At 70.2% G+C, this 25,134-nt stretch carries 24 protein-coding genes and 1 tRNA gene; 14 read left to right on the forward strand and 11 right to left on the reverse strand.

Going from position 1 to position 25,134, the window contains the following annotated elements; translation table 11 throughout:
• Window positions 1–13 precede the first annotated feature (13 nt).
• The 4 genes from pstS to ACTIMO_RS03605 all read right to left on the reverse strand — a co-directional run bounded on the left by pstS (window position 14) and on the right by ACTIMO_RS03605 (window position 2,594).
• On the reverse strand, window positions 14–1,114 hold the full coding sequence (gene pstS, locus ACTIMO_RS03590; RefSeq protein ID WP_448181512.1) for a phosphate ABC transporter substrate-binding protein PstS: 1,101 nt from the start codon (window positions 1,112–1,114) through the stop codon (window positions 14–16).
• 100 nt (window positions 1,115–1,214) lie between these two features.
• Window positions 1,215–1,436, reverse strand: a complete 222-nt coding sequence (locus ACTIMO_RS03595; RefSeq protein ID WP_055766069.1) for a hypothetical protein — start codon at window positions 1,434–1,436, stop codon at window positions 1,215–1,217.
• 100 nt (window positions 1,437–1,536) lie between these two features.
• Window positions 1,537–2,334 carry an SDR family oxidoreductase gene (locus ACTIMO_RS03600; protein WP_448181513.1) on the reverse strand — a complete coding sequence of 266 codons (798 nt, stop codon included), beginning with the start codon at window positions 2,332–2,334 and terminating at the stop codon, window positions 1,537–1,539.
• A gap of 186 nt (window positions 2,335–2,520) precedes the next feature.
• Window positions 2,521–2,594: transfer RNA gene (locus ACTIMO_RS03605), tRNA-Val, on the reverse strand.
• Window positions 2,595–2,752: 158 nt separating this feature from the next.
• Here ACTIMO_RS03605 and ACTIMO_RS03610 point away from each other — a divergent pair.
• The 6 genes from ACTIMO_RS03610 to nhaA all read left to right on the forward strand — a co-directional run bounded on the left by ACTIMO_RS03610 (window position 2,753) and on the right by nhaA (window position 8,153).
• Window positions 2,753–3,004 carry a DUF2630 family protein gene (locus tag ACTIMO_RS03610; protein ID WP_055766063.1) on the forward strand — a complete coding sequence of 84 codons (252 nt, stop codon included), beginning with the start codon at window positions 2,753–2,755 and terminating at the stop codon, window positions 3,002–3,004.
• Entirely contained in the window at window positions 3,004–3,672 is a 669-nt protein-coding gene (locus ACTIMO_RS03615; protein WP_448181514.1) for a haloacid dehalogenase type II, read from the forward strand. Before ACTIMO_RS03610 ends, ACTIMO_RS03615 begins: the two co-directional genes overlap by 1 nt.
• Window positions 3,673–3,739: 67 nt before the next feature.
• Complete coding sequence (locus tag ACTIMO_RS03620; protein WP_448181515.1) at window positions 3,740–4,348, forward strand: flavodoxin family protein; 609 nt, start codon at window positions 3,740–3,742, stop codon at window positions 4,346–4,348.
• A gap of 153 nt (window positions 4,349–4,501) precedes the next feature.
• The gene (locus ACTIMO_RS03625; protein WP_055766054.1) at window positions 4,502–5,884 is read left to right on the forward strand and encodes a TrkH family potassium uptake protein; all 1,383 of its coding nucleotides are present in this window, start codon (window positions 4,502–4,504) and stop codon (window positions 5,882–5,884) included.
• A complete protein-coding gene (locus ACTIMO_RS03630) occupies window positions 5,877–6,575 on the forward strand; it encodes a potassium channel family protein (protein WP_235498623.1) in 699 nt (232 codons plus the stop codon). Before ACTIMO_RS03625 ends, ACTIMO_RS03630 begins: the two co-directional genes overlap by 8 nt.
• 144 nt (window positions 6,576–6,719) lie before the next feature.
• Window positions 6,720–8,153 carry a Na+/H+ antiporter NhaA gene (gene nhaA, locus ACTIMO_RS03635; RefSeq protein ID WP_448181516.1) on the forward strand — a complete coding sequence of 478 codons (1,434 nt, stop codon included), beginning with the start codon at window positions 6,720–6,722 and terminating at the stop codon, window positions 8,151–8,153.
• Window positions 8,154–8,169: 16 nt separating this feature from the next.
• On the opposite strand, the gene ACTIMO_RS03640 is transcribed toward nhaA, so the two are convergent.
• A complete protein-coding gene (locus ACTIMO_RS03640; RefSeq protein WP_055766047.1) occupies window positions 8,170–8,418 on the reverse strand; it encodes a hypothetical protein in 249 nt (82 codons plus the stop codon).
• The gene (gene ku, locus ACTIMO_RS03645; protein WP_055766044.1) at window positions 8,418–9,254 is read right to left on the reverse strand and encodes a non-homologous end joining protein Ku; all 837 of its coding nucleotides are present in this window, start codon (window positions 9,252–9,254) and stop codon (window positions 8,418–8,420) included. Before ku ends, ACTIMO_RS03640 begins: the two co-directional genes overlap by 1 nt.
• Before the next feature lie 69 nt (window positions 9,255–9,323).
• Here ku and ACTIMO_RS03650 point away from each other — a divergent pair, with 69 nt between their 5' ends.
• The 4 genes from ACTIMO_RS03650 (at window position 9,324) to ACTIMO_RS03665 (ending at window position 15,334) form a co-directional block, all read left to right on the forward strand.
• Window positions 9,324–9,812 (forward strand): SRPBCC domain-containing protein, encoded by a 489-nt coding sequence (locus ACTIMO_RS03650; protein ID WP_055766042.1) that lies wholly within the window; start codon window positions 9,324–9,326, stop codon window positions 9,810–9,812.
• 82 nt (window positions 9,813–9,894) lie between these two features.
• The gene (locus ACTIMO_RS03655; protein WP_448181517.1) at window positions 9,895–12,402 is read left to right on the forward strand and encodes an ATP-dependent DNA ligase; all 2,508 of its coding nucleotides are present in this window, start codon (window positions 9,895–9,897) and stop codon (window positions 12,400–12,402) included.
• Between the two features lie 48 nt (window positions 12,403–12,450).
• On the forward strand, window positions 12,451–14,835 hold the full coding sequence (locus tag ACTIMO_RS03660; RefSeq protein WP_448181518.1) for a phosphoketolase family protein: 2,385 nt from the start codon (window positions 12,451–12,453) through the stop codon (window positions 14,833–14,835).
• 34 nt (window positions 14,836–14,869) lie between these two features.
• Window positions 14,870–15,334, forward strand: a complete 465-nt coding sequence (locus tag ACTIMO_RS03665; protein ID WP_448181519.1) for an SRPBCC family protein — start codon at window positions 14,870–14,872, stop codon at window positions 15,332–15,334.
• A 188-nt stretch (window positions 15,335–15,522) separates the two neighbouring features.
• Here the strand turns inward: ACTIMO_RS03665 and ACTIMO_RS03670 are convergent, their stop codons facing one another.
• Complete coding sequence (locus ACTIMO_RS03670; protein WP_448181520.1) at window positions 15,523–16,224, reverse strand: FadR/GntR family transcriptional regulator; 702 nt, start codon at window positions 16,222–16,224, stop codon at window positions 15,523–15,525.
• A 139-nt stretch (window positions 16,225–16,363) separates the two neighbouring features.
• Between ACTIMO_RS03670 and ACTIMO_RS03675 the strand changes: the two genes are divergently transcribed.
• Genes ACTIMO_RS03675 through ACTIMO_RS03685 form a run of 3 tightly spaced genes read left to right on the forward strand, consistent with a single transcriptional unit; the run spans window position 16,364 to window position 20,500 of the window.
• A complete protein-coding gene (locus ACTIMO_RS03675; protein ID WP_448181521.1) occupies window positions 16,364–17,728 on the forward strand; it encodes an SLC13 family permease in 1,365 nt (454 codons plus the stop codon).
• Between the two features lie 40 nt (window positions 17,729–17,768).
• On the forward strand, window positions 17,769–18,992 hold the full coding sequence (locus tag ACTIMO_RS03680) for a CaiB/BaiF CoA transferase family protein (protein WP_055766024.1): 1,224 nt from the start codon (window positions 17,769–17,771) through the stop codon (window positions 18,990–18,992).
• Window positions 18,989–20,500, forward strand: coding sequence for a carboxyl transferase domain-containing protein (locus ACTIMO_RS03685; protein ID WP_422390966.1), 1,512 nt, complete (start codon window positions 18,989–18,991; stop codon window positions 20,498–20,500). The genes ACTIMO_RS03680 and ACTIMO_RS03685 overlap by 4 nt, the downstream gene beginning before the upstream one ends.
• 30 nt (window positions 20,501–20,530) lie before the next feature.
• Here ACTIMO_RS03685 and ACTIMO_RS03690 read toward each other — a convergent pair whose 3' ends face one another.
• Window positions 20,531–21,640: a GTP pyrophosphokinase gene (locus tag ACTIMO_RS03690; RefSeq protein ID WP_055766018.1), complete on the reverse strand. Its 1,110-nt coding sequence runs from the start codon at window positions 21,638–21,640 to the stop codon at window positions 20,531–20,533.
• Window positions 21,641–21,705: 65 nt separating this feature from the next.
• Here ACTIMO_RS03690 and ACTIMO_RS03695 point away from each other — a divergent pair, with 65 nt between their 5' ends.
• Window positions 21,706–22,575: an alpha/beta hydrolase gene (locus ACTIMO_RS03695; protein WP_422390967.1), complete on the forward strand. Its 870-nt coding sequence runs from the start codon at window positions 21,706–21,708 to the stop codon at window positions 22,573–22,575.
• 60 nt (window positions 22,576–22,635) lie between these two features.
• On the opposite strand, the gene ACTIMO_RS03700 is transcribed toward ACTIMO_RS03695, so the two are convergent.
• Genes ACTIMO_RS03700 through ACTIMO_RS03710 form a run of 3 tightly spaced genes read right to left on the reverse strand, consistent with a single transcriptional unit; the run spans window position 22,636 to window position 25,044 of the window.
• Complete coding sequence (locus tag ACTIMO_RS03700; protein ID WP_422390968.1) at window positions 22,636–23,424, reverse strand: isocitrate lyase/PEP mutase family protein; 789 nt, start codon at window positions 23,422–23,424, stop codon at window positions 22,636–22,638.
• Window positions 23,417–24,058, reverse strand: a complete 642-nt coding sequence (locus ACTIMO_RS03705; protein ID WP_422390969.1) for an alpha/beta hydrolase — start codon at window positions 24,056–24,058, stop codon at window positions 23,417–23,419. Before ACTIMO_RS03705 ends, ACTIMO_RS03700 begins: the two co-directional genes overlap by 8 nt.
• Before the next feature lie 8 nt (window positions 24,059–24,066).
• On the reverse strand, window positions 24,067–25,044 hold the full coding sequence (locus ACTIMO_RS03710) for a ring-cleaving dioxygenase (protein WP_055766010.1): 978 nt from the start codon (window positions 25,042–25,044) through the stop codon (window positions 24,067–24,069).
• Between the last annotated feature and the right edge of the window lie 90 nt (window positions 25,045–25,134).

A 25,134-nucleotide genomic window follows, 5' to 3' on the forward strand; every position in this document is an offset into this window, starting at 1 on the left:
CCCTTTCGTGCGGCTAGGGGATCTCCCCGACCTCGATCGTGGCGATGGCCTCGGTGGCCTGCCGCGACAGCTCGGCCGAGAGCGGGGAGCTCTTCGCGGCCTCGGCGGCCTCGGCCTGGCCCTCCGGACTGACGGCGTACGTCCCGAAGGCGCGCACGACATCGGCGGTGGCCTGGTTCTCGTAGCGGCTGCAGTACACGTGGTACGAGACCAGGACGAGCGGGTAGACACCCGCGGCGGTGGTGGTGCGGTCGAGGTCGAGGGCGACATCGTGGTCGGCCCGGCCCGGGACGCGTGCGGCGAGGTCGACGGCGGCGGCCGCGCCTTCCGCACTCACGGGGACGTAGTCGTCGCCGACCTTCAGCGCCACTCGGCCGAGCGGAGCACCGACGGAGGAGTCGTCGGCGTAGGTCACTGCACCGACGGTCCCGGCGACGGTGCTGACCACGCCGGCGTTGCCCTTGGCGTTCTCGTTGTCGAGTCCCGAGGGCCAGGCGCCGTCCGGCTCGTCGGTCCAGATCCCGGGCACCACGGCGTGCAGGTAGTCCGTGAAGTTCTCGGTGGTCCCGGAGTCGTCGGACCTGCTGACGGCGGAGATCGGCAGGGACGGGAGGGCGACGTCGTTCTGCGCGGCGATCGCCGGATCGTCCCAGGTGGTGATCTCCCCCCGGAAGATCCGTGCCACTGTGTCGGCGTCGAGGTCCAGCTGGGTGATGCCGGGCAGGTTGAAGCCGATGCTGATCGGGGAGACGTAGGCGGGGATGTTGAAGGCTCCTTCCGGACCGCACGCCTCCACGGAGTCCGCGAGCTCCTCGTCGCTCAGGTAGGCGTCGGAGCCGGCGAAGCCGACGGCCCCCGCGAGCAGTGCACCGCGGCCCGCACCCGAGCCGTCCGGGGAGTACTGCACCTGTGCCTTCGGGTAGAGCGTGGCGAAGCCCGAGCGCCAGGCGTCCATCGCCGGTCCCTGCGCGGAGGACCCGGAGGCGGTCACGGCGCCCTGCAGGCTCGCATCCCCACGCTGCGCCGCTGCTTCCTGCTCCGCACCCAGCGGGTAGTCGGAACCGCAGGCGGCCGATCCGACGACGACGGCGACGGCGACGATGGGCAGGGACATGGCGCGGCTTCTCACCGGAGCTACGTTACAGGTGGCGGGAAGGTTGCCCCAAGGTGGACGGCAGGTGGACGGGGAGGTCGACCGCGGCCCTCCCGGGGCGTCAGCCCCGGTGCAGCCGGTAGCCGTCGGCCCGGTGAACGAGTCGTCTTCCGGCGCCGTCATTGAGGTGGATCCAGACGATGGAGGCGTCGTCGGTCCGCATGTCCAGGACGCCGCGGAGCTGGGTGCCCGCCGGGTGGTGCAGGGTGATGCGTTCACCTCGCCTGAAGCCGGACCAGTCCTGGGCCTCGGGCTCGGTGGCGGGGATGGGCGAAGTGTCCATGGCGTGGCCTTTCGGGTGGCGGGATCCCCACGGTAGCCAGGGCCGCTGAACGCGGCATGAACGCACCCTGAAAGTTCTTCCTCCACCTGCCCCTGCGTGGTCAGAGCGTGCGCCACTCCCCGCTGGTGAGGTGTGAACCGGCCTGCGGTCCCATGAGGAGCATCCCGCCGTCCACGACGAACGAGGCGCCGTTGACGTAGCTGGAGGCGCCCGATGCGAGGAAGGCGACGACGTCGGCGATCTCCTCGGGCGCTCCGGGCCGGCCGAGCGGGATACCCGGGCGATCCATGGTGCGGGGGTCCTGGTCCTCGGAATCGTTCATGGGGGTGTTGATCTCGCCCGGCAGCACGGCGTTGGCGGTGATGCCGCGGTCGGCGAGTTCGAGGGCGATGGTCCGGATGAGGCCACCGAGGCCGTGCTTGGAGGCGTCGTACGCGGCTGATCCGACGCGGGGCTGCTCCTGGTGCACGCTCGTGACGGCGATGATGCGCCCGCCCCGCCCGCCGTCGATCATGTGCCGGGCGGCCCGCTGGATGCAGACGAAGGCTCCGTCCAGGTTCGCGCCGAGGGTGCCGCGCCAGGTGTCCCAGTCGGTCTCCATGAACAGGGTGCCGTCGTTGACGCCGGCATTGTTGACGAAGACGTCGAGGCCGCCGAGCTCTCGCGCCAGCTGGTCGACGACGTCCCCGCAGGCAGGTGCATCGGTGGTGTCCAGCTGCGCGACGGCGGCCGTGACGCCCTGCGCCCGGACGAGCCGCGCGGTCTCCTCGGCGCCTTCCTGGTCGGAGTGCCAGGTGACGCCGACGTTGCATCCCGCCGTCGCGAGGGCGACGGCGGTGGCGCGGCCGATCCCCGAGTCGGAGCCGGTGACGATTGCTGAGCTGGGTGTGAAGTTCATGCTCCATCCTCTGCACGGCTGCGGAGGGCCCGCAAGGAGAATCTCCGGGGCGCGGCAGGACACCCGGAATGGTTGCCCGGGGTACTGGGGTGGGGACAGCGAGGTGTTCGCCGGGGACGAACGGGGGTGGATACGCGGAAGACCCGCACCGACGGATCGGTACGGGCCTTCTGCTGGATGTCCTCGTGCCTGCGCGGGGCCTCGATCCCCGGGCCTTCCGCGTGTGAAGCGGATGCTCTACCAGACTGAGCTACACAGGCAATTGGTTCTCCAACAGCTTAGGGCATCGCGGCGTGGCGCCAAATTCCGCCCGGCCCGGCCGCGGCGGCCCGGCGGATGCTGGTCATCGTTCCGGGCCGTCAGTAGCCTGAACAAAAGGCCGGCCGTGCCGGCGCTCCGACCACGAAAGGACTTCACCATGGACGACCAGGACATCCTCCAGCGCATCCAGGCACTCGTGCAGGAGGAGCACGAGCTCCGCGACCAGCCCCAGGACGCCGGTGACGGCGCAGCGCACCAGGACCACGCGACGCGGCTGAAGAAGGTCGAGGAGGACCTGGACCAGTGCTGGGACCTCCTCCGGCAGCGGCGCGCCAAGGCCGACGCCGGGGAGAACCCCGCCGACGCCGATGCCCGGCCCGTCAGCCAGGTGGAGGGGTACCGCCAGTAATGGCCCTGCCCCTCGTGCTGTTCGACGTCAACGGGACCCTCTCCGACATGGGCCGGATGACCCAGCACGTCGAGGAGATCGGAGCGCCGCCGCAGCTGGCGGGGCTGTGGTTCGCCACCGTCCTCCGTGACGGGTTCGCGCTCACGGCGGCGGGGGAGAACCCCGCCTTCCGTGCTGTCGCGGAGGGCGCCCTGCGGGTGGTGCTCGCGGATCAGGTGCTCAACCGGGACGTCGACGACGCCGTGGCCCACATCCTGACCGCGATGCAGCAGCTGCCCGTCCACCCCGACGTCGTCGAGGGCATCCGCGGTCTCGAGGAGGCCGGTCTCGAGCTCGCCACCCTGACCAACGGTGCGGCGGCGACGGCGTCGAACCTGCTCGGGCGCGCCGGTGTCCGGGACGCCTTCTCGGCGGTCCTGTCCGTCGAGGACGGGCCGGGCTGGAAGCCTGCCGCGGGCGCCTACACCCATGCCCTCGCCGCCCTGGGACGGCGCGCGGACGAGGTCGTCCTCGTCGCCGCGCACCCCTGGGACATCGACGGCGCCTCGCGCGCCGGCCTCCGGACCGCCTGGCTGAACCGCGATGCCGCGCACTACCCCTCCGCCATGGTGCCCCCGGATCACGAGGTGACGCAGCTCGCCGATCTGCTGTCGGCCCTCCGCACCTGACACCGGCCTCCCCGCCCGTGGCCGACGCAGCGGCTCGGACCCGGTCCGCATCCTTCGAAGGAGAACCATGAGCGACCTCACCGCATTCGCCCTCGTCTGCAGCCTCACCCCGTCTCCCGAGCCGTCGAGCTCCGACCTCATGGCCCAGCACATCCTGGACCAGTTCGCGGCCCGCGGCATCGGGACCTCGAGCGCCAGGGTGGTCGACCACCACGTGGCGCCGGGAGTCCTGAAGGACATGGGCGACGGCGACGAGTGGCCGGTGCTGCGGGAGAAGATCCTCGCCGCGGACATCCTCGTGCTGTCCACGCCCATCTGGGTGGGGCACCCCTCCAGCCTCGCGCAGCGCGTCATTGAGCGGCTCGATGCGGACATCGCCGAGACGGACGAGGAGGGCCGGCCCGTCATGGCCGGGAAGGTGGCCGTCGTCGCGGTCGTGGGCAACGAGGACGGCGCCCACAAGACGATCGCCGACATGATGCAGGGCCTCAACGACATCGGGTTCTCGCTCCCGTCGCAGGGTTCGACGTACTGGGTGGGCGAGGCGATGCAGGCCGACGACTTCAAGGACCTCGCACACGTGCCCGATGCCGTCGCCATCACGACGGCGGGCGTGGTGCGCAACGCCCAACACCTCGCCACCCTGCTGCGCCGGGAGAACTTCCCGCTCGAGTAGGCGGTATCAAGAACGCGTAAAGAGGCGGGCCGGAGGGACCCGCGTCGGGTTGACTGGGCGACTGGTGCGGAACGTCCGCGGCAGTCCCATGAACCCGGAAGGCCCGAGTATCCCGTGAGGTCGAGCAGAGAGATCCTCAGGGACGCCGCCGCAGTGGTCGCCTCGGGTGCCCGCCCCTTCCTTCGGGGTGCCGCTGCCCGGGCCGCGCAGCTCGCCCCCCGTCATCCGGCCCAGGTGATCGTGCTCGGGTTCGCCGGCGCCGTCCTCGTCGGCACCCTGCTGCTGATGCTGCCGACGTCGAAGGGGGGCGCCGGCGGTGCCACGTTCCTCGAGGCCCTGTTCACCGCGACGTCGGCGGTGTGCGTGACCGGCCTGATCGTCGTGGACACGCCCGTGTACTGGACCGGCGCCGGACACGTCATCATCCTCGCCCTCATCCAGCTGGGCGGTTTCGGCATCATGTCCTTCGCCTCGCTCCTCGGCGTCCTCCTGGCCCGCCGCATGGGTCTCCGGTCCCGGGTGTCTGCGGCTGCGGAGACCCGGAGCGTCGGCTTCGGCGACGTCCGGAACGTGCTCCTCGGCGTCCTGCGCATCACCCTGCTGGTCGAGTTCGTCACCGCCGTGGTGCTCGCCGTGCGGTTCGCGCTCCGCTACGGATACGGCCCGGCCGAGGCGGCGTGGCTGGGGGTCTTCCACTCGGTCTCGGCCTTCAACAACGCCGGGTTCGCCCTCTTCAGCGACAACCTCGTCGGCTATGCCGGGGACCCCTGGATCTGCCTGCCCGTCTGCGCTGCCGTCATCATCGGCGGACTCGGGTTCCCGGTGCTCTTCGAGCTGCGCCGTCACATCAGGTACCCGCGGAGGTGGCACACCACCACCAAGCTCGTCCTGGGCGGCACGGTGATCCTGCTGGTGGTCGGCACCGTCTTCATCACCGCCGTCGAGTGGTCGAATCCGGATACCCTCGGCGCCCTCCGACCCGAGGAACGTCTCCTCGCAGGCTTCTTCCAGTCCACCATGACGCGCACCGCGGGCTTCAACAGCGTGGACTTCGCGCAGCTGAACCCGGTCACGCTGCTCGCGATGGACGTGCTGATGTTCATCGGCGGAGGACCGGCGGGTACGGCCGGTGGCCTGAAGATCACCACCTTCGGCGTGCTGTTCTTCATCCTCTACACCGAGATCAGCGGGGGGACGGCCGTCAACGTGTTCGGCAAGCGCCTGCCACGGTCCACCCACCGCCAGGCCATCTCGATCGTCCTGCTCGCCGTCGGGCTGGTCATCACCGCAACCATGTTCCTCATGCTCACCACCGATTTCGGGTTGGACAGGGTCCTCTTCGAGGTCGTCTCGGCCTTCGCGACGGTGGGCCTGTCGACCGGCATCACCGCGGCCATCCCGCCGGCCGGGCAGGTGGTGCTGATCCTCGTGATGTTCGCCGGCCGCCTCGGGCCGGTCACCCTCGCGTCGGCGCTCGCGCTCCGCTCCAAGCCGCTCTACTTCGAATACCCCAAGGAAAGGCCGCTCATTGGCTAGGCAACGCATCTTCTCCTCCCGGCCCATCGAGGCGATCGCCGCGGCAGAATCCGTCGCCGTGATCGGGCTCGGTCGCTTCGGGGGTGCCCTGGCGCTCGAGCTCGAGGCAGCCGGCACCGAGGTCCTCGGAATCGACGTCGACGAGGACGTGGTGCAGTCCTTCAACGGTCTCCTGACGCACGTGGTGCGGGCGGACACCACCAAGGAGGAGGCGTTGCGCCAGCTCTCCCTGCCGGAGTTCGACCGCGTGGTCGTCGGGATCGGCAGCGACCTCGAGGCGAGCATCCTGACGACGTCGATCCTCCTGCGCTTCGACCGCCCCACCCTGTGGGCGAAGGCCATCAGCGAACCGCACGCGCAGATCCTCTCGCAGCTCGGGGTGGAGCGGGTCATCCGGCCCGAGCACGACATGGGGAAGCGCGTTGCACACCTGGTGCGCGGCACGATGCTCGACTACGTGGAGTTCGAGGACAACTTCGCGATGGTCAAGACCCGTCCGCCGCGGGAGTACTGGGACCGTGAGCTCGGGACCACGGGACTGCGGGCGAAGTACGGCATCACGGTCGTCGCCGTGAAGCGCAAGGGCGGGGCGTGGGACCACACGACGGCGCAGACCACCCTGTACGACGACGACGAGATCATCGTGGCGGGGCCCACGCGCAAGGCGGAACTCTTCAGCGCGCTCCTCTGAGGCGCGGCATCGGGGCCCCGGGCATCCGGCCTCCGGCGGTGACCGGGTGGGCGGTCGGACGAACAACCCGATAGGCTGGTAGCTCTGGTGAGCCGGGAAGTCTGGTCGGCGCTCCCAGGAGCGTGCCCGATCGAAGGACCCCCGGTGAACGACCAGCCAGCTTCCCCGCAGCATCCGGCGCCGCCCGGCAGCCACGTCTTCTCCCGCAGCAGCTACCCGGAACACCTGCGCATCTCGACGATCCTGCGCAAGGAGACGGTCGGCGGGGCACTCCTGCTCCTGGCCACCGTCCTGGCACTGATCCTCGCCAATTCGCCTGCCGCGGACACCTACTTCTCGGTGCGCGACTACAGCTTCGGCTACGAACCCTGGCACCTCCGGCTCAGCGTCGGCACCTGGGCGGCAGACGGCCTGCTCGCGATCTTCTTCTTCCTGGCAGGGCTCGAACTGAAGCGCGAGTTCGTCGCCGGCGACCTCCGGAAGTTCGACCGCGCGATCGTCCCGGTCGCGGCCGCCGCGGGCGGCGTCATCGTCCCCGCACTCGTCTACGTGGCCATCACCGCCACCGCCGGCCCCGAAGCCCTGCGCGGCTGGGCCATCCCCACCGCGACGGACATCGCGTTCGCCGTCGCGGTCCTCGCCGTCGTCGGCTCGTCCCTGCCGAGCTCGCTGCGGATCTTCCTCCTCACGCTCGCCGTCGTGGACGACCTCCTGGCGATCAGCATCATCGCGTTCTTCTACTCGGAGGACATCCAGGCTCCTCCGTTGCTCATCGCCATCGTCCCGCTGGCCCTCTACGCCTTCCTCGCGCAGCGCTTTCCGACGTTCTTCCAGCGCAGGGCCTGGGCGCCCTGGCTCATCCTCCTGCCCCTCGGCTTCGTGGTGTGGGCGCTCGTGCACGAGTCCGGCGTGCACGCCACCGTGGCCGGTGTGCTCCTCGGGTTCGCCATCCCCGTCCTGCCGAAGGGGGCCGGGGTCGGCACGGCCGGAGCGCACGGCGGGGACGCCGTCGAGGTGCGCCCGCTGGCCGGGCACGACGACGACGGGCCGCTCCAGGCGCACGACGTCGCACCGGACGGTCTCGCGGACACCCTCGAGCACCGCATCCGGCCCCTGTCAGCGGGGTTCGCCGTGCCGGTCTTCGCGTTCTTCAGTGCAGGAGTGGCCATCGGGGGCATGGAGGGTCTGGTCAGCGCGATCACGGATCCCATCGCCGTCGGCATCATGGTGGCCCTGGTGATCGGCAAGCCGGTGGGCATCCTGCTCGCCACCGTCGCCGTCACGAAGACCACGAAGGCCAGCCTCGACCCGGACCTGGCGTGGGTGGACATCATCGGCGTCGCGCTCCTCGCGGGCGTCGGCTTCACCGTCTCGCTGCTCATCAGCGAACTGGGGTTCGGGCAGGGCACGCCGGAGGACGACCACGCGAAGGTCGCCATCCTGGCCGGATCCCTCGTCGCGGCGCTCACGGCGGCCGTCCTGCTGCGGCGACGGAACGCCAGGTACCGCGAGATCGAGGAGCAGGACAGGATCGACGCCGATCAGGACGGCGTGCCGGATGTCTACGAGGGGCGCTAGCAGTCCCTGAGCGGCCTCAGGGCTTCCGCCACAGCCAGGACAGCGTCAGGGCACCTGCGCTGCGACGGAAGCCACTCTGCCCGGACACGACCTCGAGGACCGCCCACACCGCGAGGCAGACGGCGCTCGCCGTGCGCAGGCGCTCGCGGTTCTGCTCCTCGAGCGCCATGAACGACGCCGCTCCCAGCAGGGCCCAGCCGAGGATCGGCGCGTTCGGTTTCTGGGCGATGGTCTGGCGTCCGAGGCTGTCGGTGAAGAATCCCATCACGCGCCCTTCTTCCTCGTGGCGGACGCCTTCTTGGCGTCCGCCTTCTTCTCGCGGTTCTTCTCGACGCTGCGGCGGAGGGCCTCCATGAGGTCGAGGACGTTGTCGCCGTCGTCCTCCTCCTCGCTCCTGCCGAAGGTCTCCTCGGTGTCTAGGGTGTCACCCTTCTCGATCTTCGCGTCGATCAGGGTGCGCAACTGGACCTGGTAGTCGTCGGTGAAGTTCTCCGGATCGAAGTCGGTGGAGAAGGAGTCGACGAGTGCTGCGGACATCTCCTTCTCCTTGGCCGAGATGCGGACCTTCTCCTCGAGGGCCGGGAAGGACGCCTCACGCACCTCGTCGTCCCACAGCAGGGTCTGCAGCATCAGGACGTCGCCGCGCACGCGCAGGGCCGCGAGGCGGCTCTTCTGCCGGAGCGAGAACTGCACGATCGCCGTCCGGTCCGTCTCCTGGAGGGTGCGGCGCAGCAGGACGTAGGCCTTGGTGGAGGTGCTGTCGGGCTCGAGGTAGTAGGCGCGGTCCAGCATGATCGGATCGACCTGGTCGCTCGGTACGAACTCCACGACCTCGATCTCACGGCTGCGCTCCACCGGCAGGGACGCGAGGTCCTCGTCGGTCAGCACGACGGTGTGCTCGCCGTCGTCGTACGCCTTGTCGATGTGCTTGAAGTCGACCACCTCGCCGCAGACCTCGCAGCGCCGCTGGTAGCGGATCCGCCCGCCGTCCTTGTCATGCACCTGGTGCAGGGAGATGTCGTGGTCCTCGGTGGCGCTGTACACCTTCACCGGCACGTTGACGAGGCCGAACGCGACCGCACCCTTCCAGATGGCTCTCATGGTCCAAGTGAACACCAAGCAGGCTTACCGGACCAGACCGTGCGGCCCGCCCCCCTCTAGACTTGTGGGGTGACCGAGACCGTAGAGCCCATCGTCAGCAAGACCACCACGGACGACGGCGGGACGGTGCTGCGGCTGGAGTTCCAGTTCGCGTTCCCGCCGACCGTCCTGTGGAAGCACCTGACGGACGAGGGCAAGTTGAAGTACTGGTTCCCCTGCGAGATGGAGTTCGAGCCGAAGAAGGACGAGGAGATCCTCTTCCGGTACGCGGACCAGAAGCCGCTGCGCGGGACGGTGCTGGAAGCCGAACGGCCCTCCGTCCTCGCCTACACGTGGGAGCGGGACACGCTGCGCTGGGAGCTCGCCCGCACCGGCGACAACGGGGCGCAGCTCGTGCTCCTGCTGACTCCGGGCAGCCCCCGCCATGCCGCGACCATGGCCGCCGGCTGGCACCTGACCATCGCCGGGCTCGACGATTTCCTGAACAAGCGCAACCTCGGACAGAACCCGGCGCTGTGGGACGTCTACGTGGAGCGGTACCGCGAGCAGTTCGCGTGACGGACAGGCGTGCGGGGTCCTGCCTGCCCCGTGCTGCTGATTGGTAGTGGAATACCACGGGCATCCGGTCAAGACTGGGTGAATGGCTCCTCCACGCTCCGCACGGCAGCAGACCGTCACCGTGGAAGGGCGCACCCTCCGGCTCTCCAACCTCGACAAGGTGCTCTACCCGGCAACGGGCACCACGAAGGCGGACGTCCTCGCGTACTACGCGGCGGTCGCCCCGCAGGTCATCCATCACGCCGGCCATCGACCGGTCACCCGCAAGCGCTGGGTGCACGGTGTGGGCACTCCCGAGGAACCCGGCCAGGTCTTCTTCCAGAAGAACATCGACGACAACGCGCCCGCCTGGGTGCCGCGGAACGCCATCCAGCACAAGGATCACGTCAACGTCTATCCGATGGTAGACGACCTCGCGACGCTGACCTGGCTGGGACAGATCGCGGCGATCGAGATCCATGTCCCGCAGTGGCGTTTCGGGCCCGACGGCGGGAAGGGCAACGCCGACCGCCTGGTCCTGGACCTCGACCCCGGCCCCGGTGCCGGACTCGCCGAGTGCGCCGAGGTGGCGCTCATGGCCCGCACCATCCTGCAGGACATGGGGCTCGAGCCCTTCCCGGTCACGAGCGGCTCCAAGGGCATCCACCTCTACTGTGCGCTCGACGGACGGCAGACCTCCGAGCAGGTGTCCGCCGTCGCCCACGAACTGGCGCGTGCACTGGAGGCCGACCATCCGGACCTCGCGGTCAGCGACATGAAGAAGGCGCTGCGCGCGGGCAAGGTCCTCGTGGACTGGAGCCAGAACAACGCGAACAAGACCACCGTGAGCCCCTACTCCCTGCGGGGACGGTTCGAGCCGACGGTCGCAGCACCCCGCACCTGGGACGAGATCGAGGGAGCGGGCCTGGACCAGCTGGACTACCGCGAGGTCATGGAGCGCGTCACGCGGCTGGGTGATGTCCTCGCCCCGGCCACCACCGCGCTGCCGGCGCCCGGCGGTGGTGCCGCCGCGCCGCCGTCCGACCGCCTGTCCACCTACCGCGCCATGCGGGACGCCACGAAGACGCCCGAGCCCGTGCCGGACACCGTTGCGCCGGCGGGCGGGAACAGCTTCGTCATCCAGGAGCACCATGCGCGGCGCCTGCACTACGACGTCCGGCTCGAGCGCGACGGCGTCCTGGTCTCCTGGGCCGTCCCGAAGGGACCGCCCCTGACGCCCAGCAGGAACCACCTGGCCGTCCAGACGGAGGACCATCCGCTGGACTACGGCTCCTTCGAGGGGACTATTCCGAAGGGGGAATACGGTGGCGGAGAAGTCACCATCTGGGATGCGGGCACCTATGACCTGGAGAAATGGCGCGACGGCAAGGAGGTCATCTGCACCCTGTACGGCAGGCCGGACGGCGGCCTGGCGCGCGGAGGCACCGCCATCCGCCGGTACGCCCTGATCAACACCGGCGGCGGGGCGAACGGCAAGAGCACCTGGCTCATGCACCTCATGAAGGAGCAGCCCGAGGACGTCCACGCAGCCGCGGAGCGCGGACCGGCGGGCAGTGGCGATGCCGGCGGTCCCGCGGAGCCTGCCGGGTCCACCGGATCCACCGAGTCCACCGGGGCCACCGGGGCCGCCCTGGTCCGGCCGATGCTCGCCACCCTCGGCTCGGAGCACTCGATCCCCGAGCCGGACCAGTGGGCGTACGAGATGAAGTGGGACGGCGTCCGGTGCATCGCCACGATCAGCGGCGGGACCGTCACGCTCACGAGCCGCAACGGCATCGACACGACGGCCACCTACCCGGAACTCGCTGACCTCCCGGAGCTCCTGAGCGCCGGGGATGCGGTGCTCGACGGCGAGATCGTCGCGCTGGACGCCAGGGGCAGGCCCGATTTCGGGCTGCTGCAGACGCGCATGAAACTCACGCGCCGGGCCGAGATCGACGCGGTGCGCACCCGGACCCCCGTGCGGTTCATGCTCTTCGACCTGCTCCGGCTCGACGGCAACGACCTCACCGGACTGCAGTACTGCCAGCGGCGCGAACTGCTCGAGAAGGCCGTCGACGCGGCGGACGACGGCCACGTGCAGGTGCCGCCCGCGATCGACGCCACCCTCGAGGAGGCGGTCGGGGCGAGCCGCCGGCTCGGCCTCGAGGGCATCATGGCCAAGCGCCTCACGAGCGACTACCAGCCCGGGGCACGATCGTCGTCGTGGGTCAAGATCAAGCACCTGCACACGCAGGAGGTCGTCGTGGTGGGCTGGCGGCCGGGCAAGGGCAATCGCGCGTCGAAGGTCGGCTCGCTCCTCGTCGCCGTGCCCGACGGCGTGGACCTGCGCTATGTCGGCCGGGTCGGTTCCGGCCTGACCGAGCGGGACCTCGCGGAGGTCGGTGCACGCCTGAAGAAGCTCGCGCGGAAGACCGCACCGCTGGGCGACGTCCCCGGTGCGGACGCGTCCGACGCCCACTGGGTCCGGCCGTCGCTGGTCGGCGAGGTGCAGTACAGCGAGCACACGGGCACGGGGCGCCTGCGGCACCCCGTGTGGCGTGGCTGGCGACCGGACAAGACGCCGTCCGACGTCGTCGTCGAACTGTGAGGGACCGGGACATGAACGGCCAGGACATGGACAACCAGGGAGGCATACATGGCACATCTTGATATCGGCGGACTGGACGCCTGGTGGCGGGCCGCCAACTACGTCTCGGTGGGTCAGATCTACCTCCGGGACAACGCCCTGCTCACGCGCCCGCTCGTGGGTGAGGACGTTAAGGCGCGGCTGCTGGGCCACTGGGGCACCACCCCCGGACTGAACTTCGTCTACGCGCACCTCAACCGGGTCATCTCGGAGCGGCGGCAGGAGATGCTGTTCGTCACCGGCCCGGGCCACGGCGGACCCGCCAATGTCGCGAACGCGTGGCTCGAGGGGACCTACTCCGAGATCTACAGCACCATCGGCAGCGACGGCGCGGGCCTGAACGCGCTCTTCAAGCAGTTCAGCTATCCCGGCGGCATCCCCTCGCACGCGGCGCCCGAGACCCCCGGCTCCATCCACGAGGGCGGCGAACTCGGGTACAGCCTGGCACACGCCTACGGGGCCGTGTTCGACAACCCCTCGCTGATCGCGGCGGCGGTGGTGGGCGACGGCGAGGCCGAGACGGGACCCCTCGCGACGAGCTGGCACTCGACCAGCTTCGTGGACCCGGCCGTCGACGGGGCCGTCCTGCCGATCCTGCACCTCAACGGGTATAAGATCGCCAACCCCACGGTCCTGGCCCGCATGCCCGAGGAGCAGCTGCGGCAGCTGATGTACGGCTACGGGTACGACCCGCACTTCGTCACGGTCTCTGATCCGCGGGCCACCGAGGCGGCCCACCGCGACTTCGCGGCGGTCCTCGACACGTGCATCGACGAGATCCACGACATCCAGGAGCGGGCACGGACCTCGCCCGCGGGAAGCGGCGCCGGGGCGGCGCGCTGGCCCATGATCGTGCTGCGCTCGCCGAAGGGCTGGACCGGCCCGGCGGAGGTGGACGGCAAGCCCGTCGAGGGGACGTGGCGGGCGCACCAGGTGCCCCTGTCGGAGATCCACGACAACGAGGAGCATCTGCACCAGCTCGAGGAATGGCTGCGGTCCTACGACCCGGGATCCCTGTTCACGGACGAGGGCGGGCTCCGGCCCGAGATCGCCCGCCTGGCTCCGGACGGTGACCTGCGGATGAGCGCGACACCCTACGCGAACGGCGGACGCCTGCTCCGCGACCTCGTGCTGCCGGCCTACGCGGAGCACGCCGTGGAGGTCGCGCACCCCGGTTCCGAGAAGGTGAGCCCCATGATCACGGCGGGGGGTTACCTCCGCGACATCATCGAGCGCAATCCGCACAACTTCCGCCTGTTCGGGCCGGACGAGACGGCGTCGAACCGGTTGTCGGCGGTCTACGAGGTGACGGACAAGGTGTGGCAGCCGCGGATCGAGGACGTCGACGAGCATCTGGCCCGCTCCGGTCGTGTCATGGAGGTCCTCAGCGAGCACCTCTGCCAGGGCTGGCTGGAGGGATACCTCCTCACCGGGCGGCACGGCGTCTTCAGCTGCTACGAGGCCTTCGTGCACATCGTCGACTCGATGTTCAACCAGTACGCGAAATGGCTGGAGATCCACAGGAAGCTCCCCTGGCGGCAGCCCATCGCGTCCTTCACCTACATGCTCTCGAGCCATGTCTGGCAACAGGACCACAACGGGTTCTCCCACCAGGATCCGGGTTTCATCGACCACGTGGTGAACAAGAAAGCGGATGTCATCCGCGTCTACCTGCCACCGGACGCGAACACCATGCTCGCGGTCACGGATCACTGCCTGCAGGCCCGGGACACCATCAACGTGATCGTGACGGGAAAACAGCCCACGCCGACCTGGTTCGGGCCGGAGGAGGCGCGCCTGCACGTGACGCGGGGCATCGGCGTGCTGGACTTCGCGGGCTCGGAGGAGTCCGGGGTGGAGCCCGACGTCGTGTTCGGCTGTGCCGGGGACGTCCCGACCCTCGAGGTGATCGCCGCGGCAGGCCTGCTGACGGCAGGGATACCCGGGCTGAAGATCCGCGTGGTCAACGTCGTCGACCTCATGCGCCTGCAGGACTCCACCGAGCATCCGCACGGCCTGTCCGCACGCGAGTTCGACACCCTGTTCACCACGTCGAAACCGGTCATCTTCGCCTACCACGGCTATCCCTGGCTCATCCACCGGCTCACGTACCGGCGGAACAACCACCCGAACCTGCACGTTCGGGGCTATAAGGAGGAAGGCACGACGACGACGCCGTTCGACATGGCGATGCTGAACCAGATCGACCGGTTCCAGCTGGCCATGGACGTGATCGACCGCGTGCCGACCCTCGGAGCGACCGAAGCGCGGTTCCGCCAGGACCTGCAGGACCAGCGGCAGCGTGCCTGGCAGTACACGCGCGACGCCGGGAAGGACCTGGAGTCCATCACCGGCTGGACGCTCGACGAATCTTCGCCGGACGACGCGAAGTAAAACCCGTCGCCCACAACGAGAAGGAGCACACTGAATGACCGACACGAGCATTTCCGCAACCCGGACCATCGACGCACCCGCCGGCACCATCTTCCATTTCCTGTCCGACCCCGCGCATCACGCGGCCCTCGACGGGTCCGGCATGGTGCAGTCGGACAGCAAGTCCGACCGCATCACCGGCTCCGGGCAGGTGTTCACCATGAACCAGACGTGGGACAAGATGGGGGGCGACTACCAGACGGACAACCACGTGATCGGCTACGACGAGAACAAGCTCCTCGCCTGGAAGACGGCGCCGGCTGGTGAGGAGCCCCCGGGATGGGAGTGGGTCTGGCGCTTCGAGGCGACCGGCCCCGGGTCGACGGACGTCTCGGTCACCTACGACTGGTCCGCGGTCACCGACAAGGAGCTGCTGAAGACCATCGGCTTCCCCGCGGTGTCGCAGGGCGCCCTCGAGGGTACGCTCGCGAATCTCGCGGCGCAGGTCTCCGAGGCCTGATCGTCCCTCCGCACGGACGACGGCGGCCGGTCCCCTTCCGGGGGCCGGCCGCCGTCGCGAGCGGGTCGGCATCGATCGCCCCGAGCGAGCGGCGTCCGCCGGCCCGAGCGGCCCACCGATCCGCCGGGGCAGGATGTCGGCTGGAGGCATCGGTGCGGACCGCGGCCGCTTGCAGCCCGAGGTCTCCGCTATTTCAGCAGCGCGACATCCGAGACGAGCTCGATGTGCCGCTGCATCGCCGCCGCCGCGGCGGCCGCGTCCCGCGCCCGGATGGCATCGGCGATACCCCGGTGTGAGGCGAGCGACTGCTCGGGCCGGCCCGGCTGTGCGAGGGACTCGAGGCGGGTCTCGAGGACCATCTCCCCGATGAACGCCATGAGTTGCGCCATGACCGGGGAGTGCGCCGCGGCCGTGACGGCCTGGTGGAAGAGCTCGTCCCCGTGCGCGCCGCGGTCGCCGTCGTCGATCTCCGCCTGCATGGCCGCCAGGGCGGCGTCGATCGCGGCGAGGTCCGTCTCCGTGCGCCGTTCCGCGGCGAGGGCCGCGAGCTTCACCTCGAGGGTGCTGCGCGCCTCGACGATGTCGGGGAGCCTGCTCCGGTGCTCCCGGAGGCCCTTGATGACGCTGGCCACGCTCGCACGATGCCGCAGGACCGCCCCGGTGCCGTGCTGGACGTCGATCACGCCGAGCACCTCGAGCGCCACGAGCGCCTGCGCGAGGGTGGCGCGGGAGACGCCGAGCCGCTCGGCCAGGTCCCGTTCCGCCGGCAGCAGGTCCCCGGGCTGGAGTCTGGCCGATTCGATGTAGCCCAGGAGCTGTTCGACGAGTTGCTCGTACAGCCGCGGCCGTGCCAGGCGCCCCAGTGGTTGCGGGCTGGCGGCGTCGCTCATTCTGACTCTCCCCGGGGTAGTGGTGCGCTCATGCTACCGGCCAGTGATTGACAGGGACACCCACTCTCCTACAGGCTAGGCCAGTGATCCTGTGCCACAGGTCACATCCCGCCCGTCCGTCGCACGCTGGAGGATCACGATGTCCGCTCCGCTCCTATCGATCATCATCCTCGCGGCGATGTTCCTGATAGCCACCCTGCTCCCGATCAACATGGGGGCCCTCGCCTTCGTCGGAGCCTTCCTGCTGGGAGCCGTCGTCCTCGGCATGGAGACCGACGACATCATGGCCGAGTTCCCCGGCGGCCTGTTCCTCACCCTGGTCGGGGTCACCTACCTGTTCGCGATCGCGCAGAACAACGGCACCATCGACCTGCTCGTCAACGCCGCCGTCAAACTGGTCCGCAACCGCGTGGCGCTCATCCCCTGGGTCATGTTCCTCATCACCGCCGTGATCACGGCGGTGGGGGCGCTCGGCCCGGCCGCCGTCGCCATCATGGCCCCCGTGGCGCTGGGCTTCGCCGCCCGCCACAAGATCTCCCCGCTGCTCATGGGCATGATGGTCGTGCACGGCGCGCAGGCCGGCGGATTCTCGCCCATCGCGGTATACGGCGTGATCGTCAACGACATCGTCGGCGAGTCCGGATTCGAGTCAAGCCCGCTGGCCGTCTTCCTCTCCAGCTTCATCTTCAACCTCCTGATCGCCGTGGTCCTGTTCATCGTCCTCGGCGGCCGCAGCCTCCTGACCTCCCGTATGGGCCAGTTCGTCGAGGAGGCCGCCGAGGCCCGTTTCAGCGCGAGCCCCGGGATGCGCCGGGCGGACGTCGCCTACAAGGGCACGGGCAGCGGCACGTACGGCCCGCGTGATCCCGCGGGCGACGGCGTCGTCGCCACCAAGTCGCGCGAGGACCGCATCTCCCAGCCGATGACCATCCTCGGCCTGATCGCCCTCGCCGTGATCGCCCTCGGATTCAAGGTCGACGTCGGGTTCGTGGCCATCACGATCGCCGTGGTCCTCGCCCTCATCTCGCCGAAAGCCCAGAGCGGAGCGGTCAACAAGATCGCCTGGTCCACCGTGCTGCTCATCTGCGGGATGCTCACCTTCGTCGGCGTCCTGACCGAGGCCGGGACGATCGAGTACGTGTCCGACGGTGTCGCGGGCCTCGGAGCGCCGCTGCTCGCCGCACTCCTCATCTGCTACATCGGGGCCGTGGTCTCCGCCTTCGCGTCGTCGACCGCGATCCTCGCCGCCCTGATCCCGCTGGCCATCCCGTTCCTCGAGACCGGTGCCGTGAGTGCGGTCGGCGTCGTCTGCGCCCTCGCGGTGTCCTCCACGATCGTCGACGTCTCGCCGTTCTCCACCAACGGCGCGCTGGTCCTGGCCAACGCACCGGAGGGGACGGACAAGGACCGCTTCTACAAGCAGATCCTCGGGTACGGCGCGATCGTCGTCGTCGCCGGACCGATCATCGCCTGGCTCGTCCTCGTGGTGCCCGGCTGGCTCTGATCATCGCCGTCCACGTCCCGTCCCCGACCCGGAGGTTCCCATGAGCGCCGACCCAACCACCCACGACGCCGCCGGGCGGGGCGGACCGCTGGCCGGCCGCCTCGTCGTCGATCTCAGCCGGGCCCTCGCCGGACCGCACGCGGGCATGATGCTCGGCGACCTCGGGGCACGCGTCATCAAGGTCGAGACGCCGGGAACCGGCGACGACACCCGGGGCTGGGGCCCGCCCTTCGTCGGTCCCGAGGACGACCGCCAGTCCACCTACTTCCTGTCCTGCAACCGCAACAAGGAGTCCATCGCGCTGGACCTCAAGAGCGACGACGGACGCGGGGTCCTGACGGAACTGCTGCGGCGCGCCGATGTGGTGATCGAGAACTTCCGGACGGGAGTGCTCGACCGTCTGGGGTTCTCGACGGACGCGATGCTCGAGCTCAACCCGGGCCTCGTGATCCTCTCGATCACCGGATTCGGTCATGACGGTCCGGAGGCGAAGCGCAGCGGCTACGACCAGATCGTCCAGGGCGAGGCCGGGCTCATGTCCCTCACGGGGGCGGACCCGGAGAACCCGCAGCGGGTCGGCGTGCCCATCGCCGACCTGCTCTCCGGCATGTACGGGGCGTATGGGGCGGTCGCCGCCCTCCTCGAACGCGAGCGGACGGGCCGTGGCCAGGTGGTGCGCACGTCACTGCTCGCCTCGATCATCGGCGTCCACGCCTTCCAGGGCACGCGGACCACCGTGGCCGGCGAGGTCCCGCAGGCACAGGGCAACCATCATCCGTCGATCGCCCCCTACGGACTCTTCAGCTGCCGCGGCGGCAAGGTGCAGATCAGCGTGGGGAGCGAGAAGCTGTGGGCGGCGTTCACCACGGCCTTCGGCATCGACGCCACCAGGCCGGACTTCGCGACGAATGCGGACCGCGTGGGCCACCGGGACCTCCTGATCGGCGTCATCGAGGACGCCTTCTCCGCCTACGAGGCGGAGCCGCTGCTCGAGAAGCTGAACGCGGCGGGGATCCCCGCAGGGAAGGTCCGCACGCTCGACGAGGTGTACGCGTGGGAGCAGGTCCACTCGCAGGGCCTCCTCACCACCGTGCAGCACCCCGTGCTCGGGGACATCGACCTGCCCGGGGCGCCACTGCGGTTCTTCGACGGACCGGTCGAGACCACGCTCACGGAGCACGCGGCACCGCCACTGCTCGACGGCGACGGCGAGGCGATCCGCGCCTGGCTCGCACGCCCCGTCGCGGAGGACGCACGGGCGTGAGCGGGGAGACCCGACGACCGCATCTCACGGCGCGGGAACTGATCGATGCGGTGCTCGACGCCGGATCCTTCACCTCCTGGGACGCGCCGGTGACGGGACCCCCACCGGGAGCGGGAGCGGGCTACGCGGAGGAGCTGCGGCGGGCGCGCGAGAAGAGCGGCGCGGACGAGTCGGTCCTCACGGGGGAGGGGCTGATCCACGGCCGGCGCGTCGCCGTCATCGTCTCCGAGTTCACCTTCCTCGCCGGGTCGATCGGGAGCGCGGCCGCACACCGCATCACGGCTGCCGTGCAGCGGGCGACGGCGGAGGGCCTGCCGCTGCTCGCGGGTCCCGCTTCGGGCGGGACGCGCATGCAGGAGGGGACCCCCGCGTTCCTCTCGATGGTGGACATCACCGGTGCGGTCCGTGCCCACCGCCAGGCGGGCCTGCCCTACCTCGTCTACCTCCGGCATCCGACGACGGGCGGCGTGATGGCGTCCTGGGGATCGCTCGGTCACGTCACCGTCGCCGAGCCCGGGGCGCTCCTCGGCTTCCTCGGACCGCGCGTGTACGAGGCACTGTACGGCGCCCCGTTCCCGCCGGACGTGCAGACCGCGGAGAACCTGTTCGACAAGGGACTGATCGACGCCGTCGTGCCGCCCGGACAACTCGCGGGCATCGTGGATTCGGCCCTGACCGTGCTGCTCGCGGACTCGTCGGCGGTTCCCGCCGTGCCGTCGACGGCGTCCGTCCGCCCCGGCGCGCAGTCCGCCTGGGAGTCCATCCTCATCTCGCGGAACCGGCGGCGCCCGGATCTCCGCCGCCTGCTCGCCTACGGAGCGCGGGACGTCCTCCCGCTGAACGGCACGGGTCAGGGCGAGAAGGATCCGGGCCTGCTGCTGGCGCTGGCACGCTTCGGCGAGCAGCCCTGCATCGTCCTCGGGCACCAGCGGCCGCGCCGGGAGGGCGAGTCGGCCATGGGTCCGGCGTCGCTCCGGGAAGCGCGCCGCGGCATGAAGCTCGCCGAGGAACTCGGGCTGCCCCTGCTCACGGTCATCGACACCGCCGGCGCCGATCTCTCGAGGGAGGCGGAGGAGGGCGGACTCGCCGGGGAGATCGCGCGGTCCCTCCACGACCTCATCGGCCTCGCCTCACCCTCGGTCTCGGTGCTCCTCGGCCAGGGAGCCGGTGGTGGGGCGCTCGCGCTGCTGCCCGCGGACAGCACCATCGCCGCCCAGCACGCCTGGCTCTCGCCGCTGCCGCCCGAGGGGGCCAGCGCCATCGTCCACCGCACGGTGGACCGTGCTCCCGAGATGGCGGAGGCGCAGGGCGTGAAGGTCGCGGTCCTCGTGGAGCGGGGCGTCGTCGATCACGTGGTGGACGAGCGGCCGGACGCGGCCGAGGAGGGCCGGGCATTCTGCGAGCGGATGGCCAGGGCGATCGAGTACGAGCTCGCGCGGGTCAGGGGCCTGCCCACGGAGGACCGGCTGGGCCGGCGGGCCGGGAAGTACAGGGCAGGGGGCGGCTGACCGTCATCCGACCCCTGCGACGGCAGGGTCCTAACCGCCCGGGTGCTGGGCCCGGTAGATCTCCATCTGGCGGTGCCTGCGCTGCAGGCTGTCGCGGCGGGAGGTGCTCTCGGCATCCTTCGGTTCCGCGGTGAGCTCGATGTGGCGTTCGCCGTAGTGCCACAGCAGCATGTCGTCCAGGAGGCGGTCCGGGCCCGGGGAGTACCGGTGGTCGAGGGCCTTCCGCACCGTCGTGATGGTGTCCGCCTGCAGCAGCGCGACGAGTTCCAGCGTGGTGCGCAGCCCGTGCGCGGCCAGGAGTTCTGCCGCCCACCCCCAGTTGTCGTCCGATTTCCGGTCCACGTGGGGGAGCAGGGTCTGCCAGATGTCACGGATCCGGTTCGGGGTCAGGGGTGCGCTGCCCTCACCGTCCTCGTCCCAGAACCCGGTCACCGTCTCGTAGCGCTCGTGCAGCTCCGCGAACGCGGACTCCACGGTCTCGAGCATGGCCGCCGTGCCGGTGAACTGCCGGTCGAAGTAGGGGCTCCACGCCTTCGGGTTGGAGGCCTTGAAGCGGATGTCGTGCTCGATCTCGGACCAGGCGTGGGCCAGGACCGTGCGGACCTGCACCTCGAAGAGGTAGCTGCCGGCGGCCTTCGTCTCGGGGTCCACGGCCTGCTGGAAGGCCCGCACCACGTCATTGTGGATGGTGCGCATGATGAGGTGGCGGCTCGAGTACCCGTAGGTGCCTGACTCGATGGAGCCGATGTCCTTCTCCCGGTCACCTCGGCAGTCGAACTCGTTGCGCTGGCGCTTGAGCAGGTTCGCGGCGAGGTCCACCTCGTGCGGGAGCGTGGTGATGATCCGCACGCCCACGAGGTCCGTGAGGTTGCGCATCGGATCCGGGAAAACCAGGGTCGGCGGTGCGCCGACCTCGGTGGAGGGCAGGGTGCGCGAGGCCTTGTCGCGGAAGGACTCGACCGTCTTGGTGCGCGCCGTGACGAACAGCGGCTTGAGGTCGGTGCCCTCGAAGATGGCCGCGATGCTGTCCCGCATGGCGGTGGTGACCCGGTCCAGGGCTGGCCGCACGCGTTCGAACTCGCGCGTATGCGCCTCGACCCCGGGCCGCAGCCGCTCGTCGAGATCATCCCATGCGCCCATGCACCATGCCTTTCCGAGGAGAGCCTTCATCGTAGCCAACCCGGCCGACCGTTACGCTGTCGCCTGTGCATCCGGTTGACCCTGTGGGGCGTCGCTCCGTCCTCGCCCTCCTCGCGGCCGCCGCCGCGGGCGTCCTCGCCGCCTGCGGCATCAGGAACGGGCCGAAGATCCCACCGGTCACTGCGCAGCGCTTCGCGTACGGGAGTGATCCGAGCCAGTTCGCCGACCTCTACCTCCCGGCTGACGGTGCCACGGTGACCGGGGTGATCGTCATCATCCACGGCGGATACTGGCGTTCCACCTACGGCGCCGAGCTGGGCGAGCCGCTGGCCCAGGACCTGGTGACCCGCGGCTACGCCTGCTGGAACCTGGAGTACCGCCGCGCGGGCAACGGCGGTGGCTGGCCGGAGACGTTCGACGACGTCGCGGCGGGGATCGACCATCTCGCGGTCGCCGCTTCGGAGCACGGCCTGGACCTGGGCTCCACGACGGCCCTCGGCCACTCCGCCGGCGGCCACCTCGCGGTGTGGGCGGCCGGGCGTGCGGGACTTCCCGCGGGTGCGCCCGGCGCGGGGACACCGACGGTCCCGCTCACCGCCGTCGTCAGCCAGGCCGGGGTGCTCGACCTCGCCGCAGCCCGGGACCTCGGGCTCAGCGACGGCGCCGTCGAGAACCTGCTCGGCGAGCCGGAGGACACGGAGCGCTACCGCCTCGCCGATCCGATGTCGGCGGTCCCGCTTCCCGTGCCCGTGGTCGCCGTCCACGGCAGGAAGGACACCACGGTACCGTCCAGTCAGTCGGAGGCCTATGTCCGGGCGGCGACGGCGGCGGGCGGCACCGCGGACCTCGTCATGGTGCCAGGGGACCACTTCGCGATCATCACGCCGGGCTCAAAGGCGTGGGACGCCGTCGTCGCGCAGCTGCCGCGGACCTGAGGGACGGAAGGACCCCGGCCCGCCGGTGGAGGCGGACCGGGGTCCTGTGGGACCTGCGCCCTAGTTGAGCGGCAGCGTGCCCTCGGGCAGCTGACCGTCGGCGAGCAGCTCGCGCGCGGAGTTCGCGAGGGCGGTCAGCGCGACGCGCTGCGTCCACGGACCGTAGGAGATCCGGGCGACACCGAGCTCCTGCAGGCGTGACGGCGCGAGGCTGCCCGGCACGTTGATGACGCTGAGCCGCTGGGGTCCGAAGGCCTCCACGAGCGTCGTCACGGCGTGCTCGTCAAGGAGCCCGGGCACGAAGACGTTCGTGGCACCGACCGCGAGGTAGGCCTTGCCGCGCTCGACCGCGTCGGCCAGGACCTCGGCAGGGTCGCGGTCGCCGGCCTTCACGAAGGCATCGGTGCGGGCGTTCAGCACGAAGTCGATGCCCTCGGCGCGGCCGGCTGCGATGACGGCTTCCATCTGCGCGACGGCGTCGGCGAGGGGACGCATCTGGTCCTCGATGTTCGCGCCCACGATCCCGACGCCGATCGCCCGGCGGACGGTGTCCCCGGGATCGCCGTACCCCGATTCCAGGTCCGCCGAGACCGGCAGGTCGGTGGCGGCGGCGATCCGGCCGACGGCGGCGATCATCTCCTCCACGGGGATGTTCTCGCCGTCCTCGTAGCCGAGCGAGGCCGCGATGGAGTGGCTGGCCGTCGCCAGGGCCGTGGTTCCCGGGATGTCCGCGATGGTCTTCGCGCTGATCACGTCCCACACGTTGACCACCTGCAGGATCTCGGGGGCGGAGTGCAGGCTGGCGAGTGCTGTGGCCTTGGCGGACAGGGCGCTGGGTGCTTCAGTCATGGGTGACCTTCCGGGTGAGCGAGGTGATCCAGGCGGCTGCGCCGTCGACCTCGGTGGGGTGGATGCCGTGCCCGCCTTCGCGGACGTTCCGGCGTACTTCGGCGCCGCGGCTCTCGAGGATCGATCCCACGCGGACCGCACTGTCCAGGGGCGCCATGGCGTCTGCCGAGCCGTTGAAGAGGGCGATCGACGACCCGGACAGGTCCGTGTCGATGCTGCGTCCCTCCAGCGGGTACATCCCTGAGAACGCGACGGCGTCGGCCACCATTCCCGGGTGGAGCAGGGCCGTGGCGAGCGCGATGTTCGCGCCGTTCGAGAAGCCGACGGCGATGAGCCGGCGGTCCCCGAGCGCGTAGTGCTCGCGGGCCCAGCCGATGAACGCTGCGAGCTCGCCGGCGCGCAGCACGACGTCGTCGACGTCGAAGACCCCTTCGCCGAAGCGGCGGAACCACCGGTTCATGCCGTGTTCCCGGACGGGTCCGCGCGGGGCGAGGTATCCCGCGCCGGGCGCGAGGCGCTCGGCGAGGGGCAGGAGATCGTGTTCCGTGCCGCCCGTTCCGTGCAGGAGCAGCAGCACCGGGGTGTCTGCCGCTCCCTCGTGGAACAGGTGCGGCCAGGTGTGGGTCGTGGTCATGGATCCCCCTACTTGAAGAAGGCCTGGACGGCGGGGTTGTTCTCGCCGGGCACGTCGATCTTCGCGACGGCGTGCGAGATGGCCTCGCGGTTGGGCTCGAGCCACGGCGGGAGCTTGAGGGAGCGTCCCAGTTCCAGCAGCGGTTCGTCGATGTCGAACCCCGGTGTGTCGGTGGCGATCTCCAGCAGCGTCCCCCCGGGTTCGCGGAAGTAGATCGAGGTGAAGTACTGGCGGTCGAGGATGGCCGTCACGCCGTAGCCGCGCTCGGCCAGCTCCTGGCGCCACATCTCCTGCGTCGCCTGGTCGGGAACACGGAAGGCGATGTGGTGGACGGTGCCGCCGGCCACGAGGCCGCGCTCGCCGCGGGTATCGGTGACGACGTCGACGACGGTCCCGGGTTCGCCGTCGTGGGTGCTGAGGCGGTAGCGGCCGTCCTTCTCGGACAGGATCCTCATCCCGAGGTCATGCGTGAGCGTCTCGAGCGTGCCCGTCGGGTCCTGCACGGTCAGGACCGACGAGTGCTGGCCGCGCACGGCGTACTCGGCCGGGACGGACTTCGAGTCCCAGGGATCGCGCGGATCCGCGAGGGAGGAGGCGACGAGGTCGATCTGGAGGCCGTCCGGGTCACGCAGGGAGAGGCGCTCCTCCTCGGACGAGGCCCGCGAGATGGTCGACTCGACGTCGATGGCCTTGAAGTGCTCCTGCCACCAGCCGAGTGTGCCCTGCGGCACGGAGAACGCCGTGGTGGTCGACTGCCCGCTGCCCACGCGTCCGCTGCGGATCCCCTGCCAGGGGAAGAACGTGAGGAGCGAACCGGGCCTGCCGGACTCGTCGCCGTAGTAGAGGTGGTAGGTGCCGGGATCGTCGAAGTTGACGGTCTTCTTGACCAGCCGCAGCCCCAGCCCCCTGATGTAGAAGTCGATGTTCTTCTGCGGGTCACCGGCGATCGCGGTGACGTGGTGAAGGCCTTCGGTTCGAGCAGTCACACTGTCCTCCTTGGTTCGGGCCGGTCGACGTGCGCCGGTATGTCCATGCAAACGCATGTATCTCGCCGATTGTTCCCGTGCTGTTCGCCC

The organism is Arthrobacter sp. CP30 (assembly GCF_053470025.1).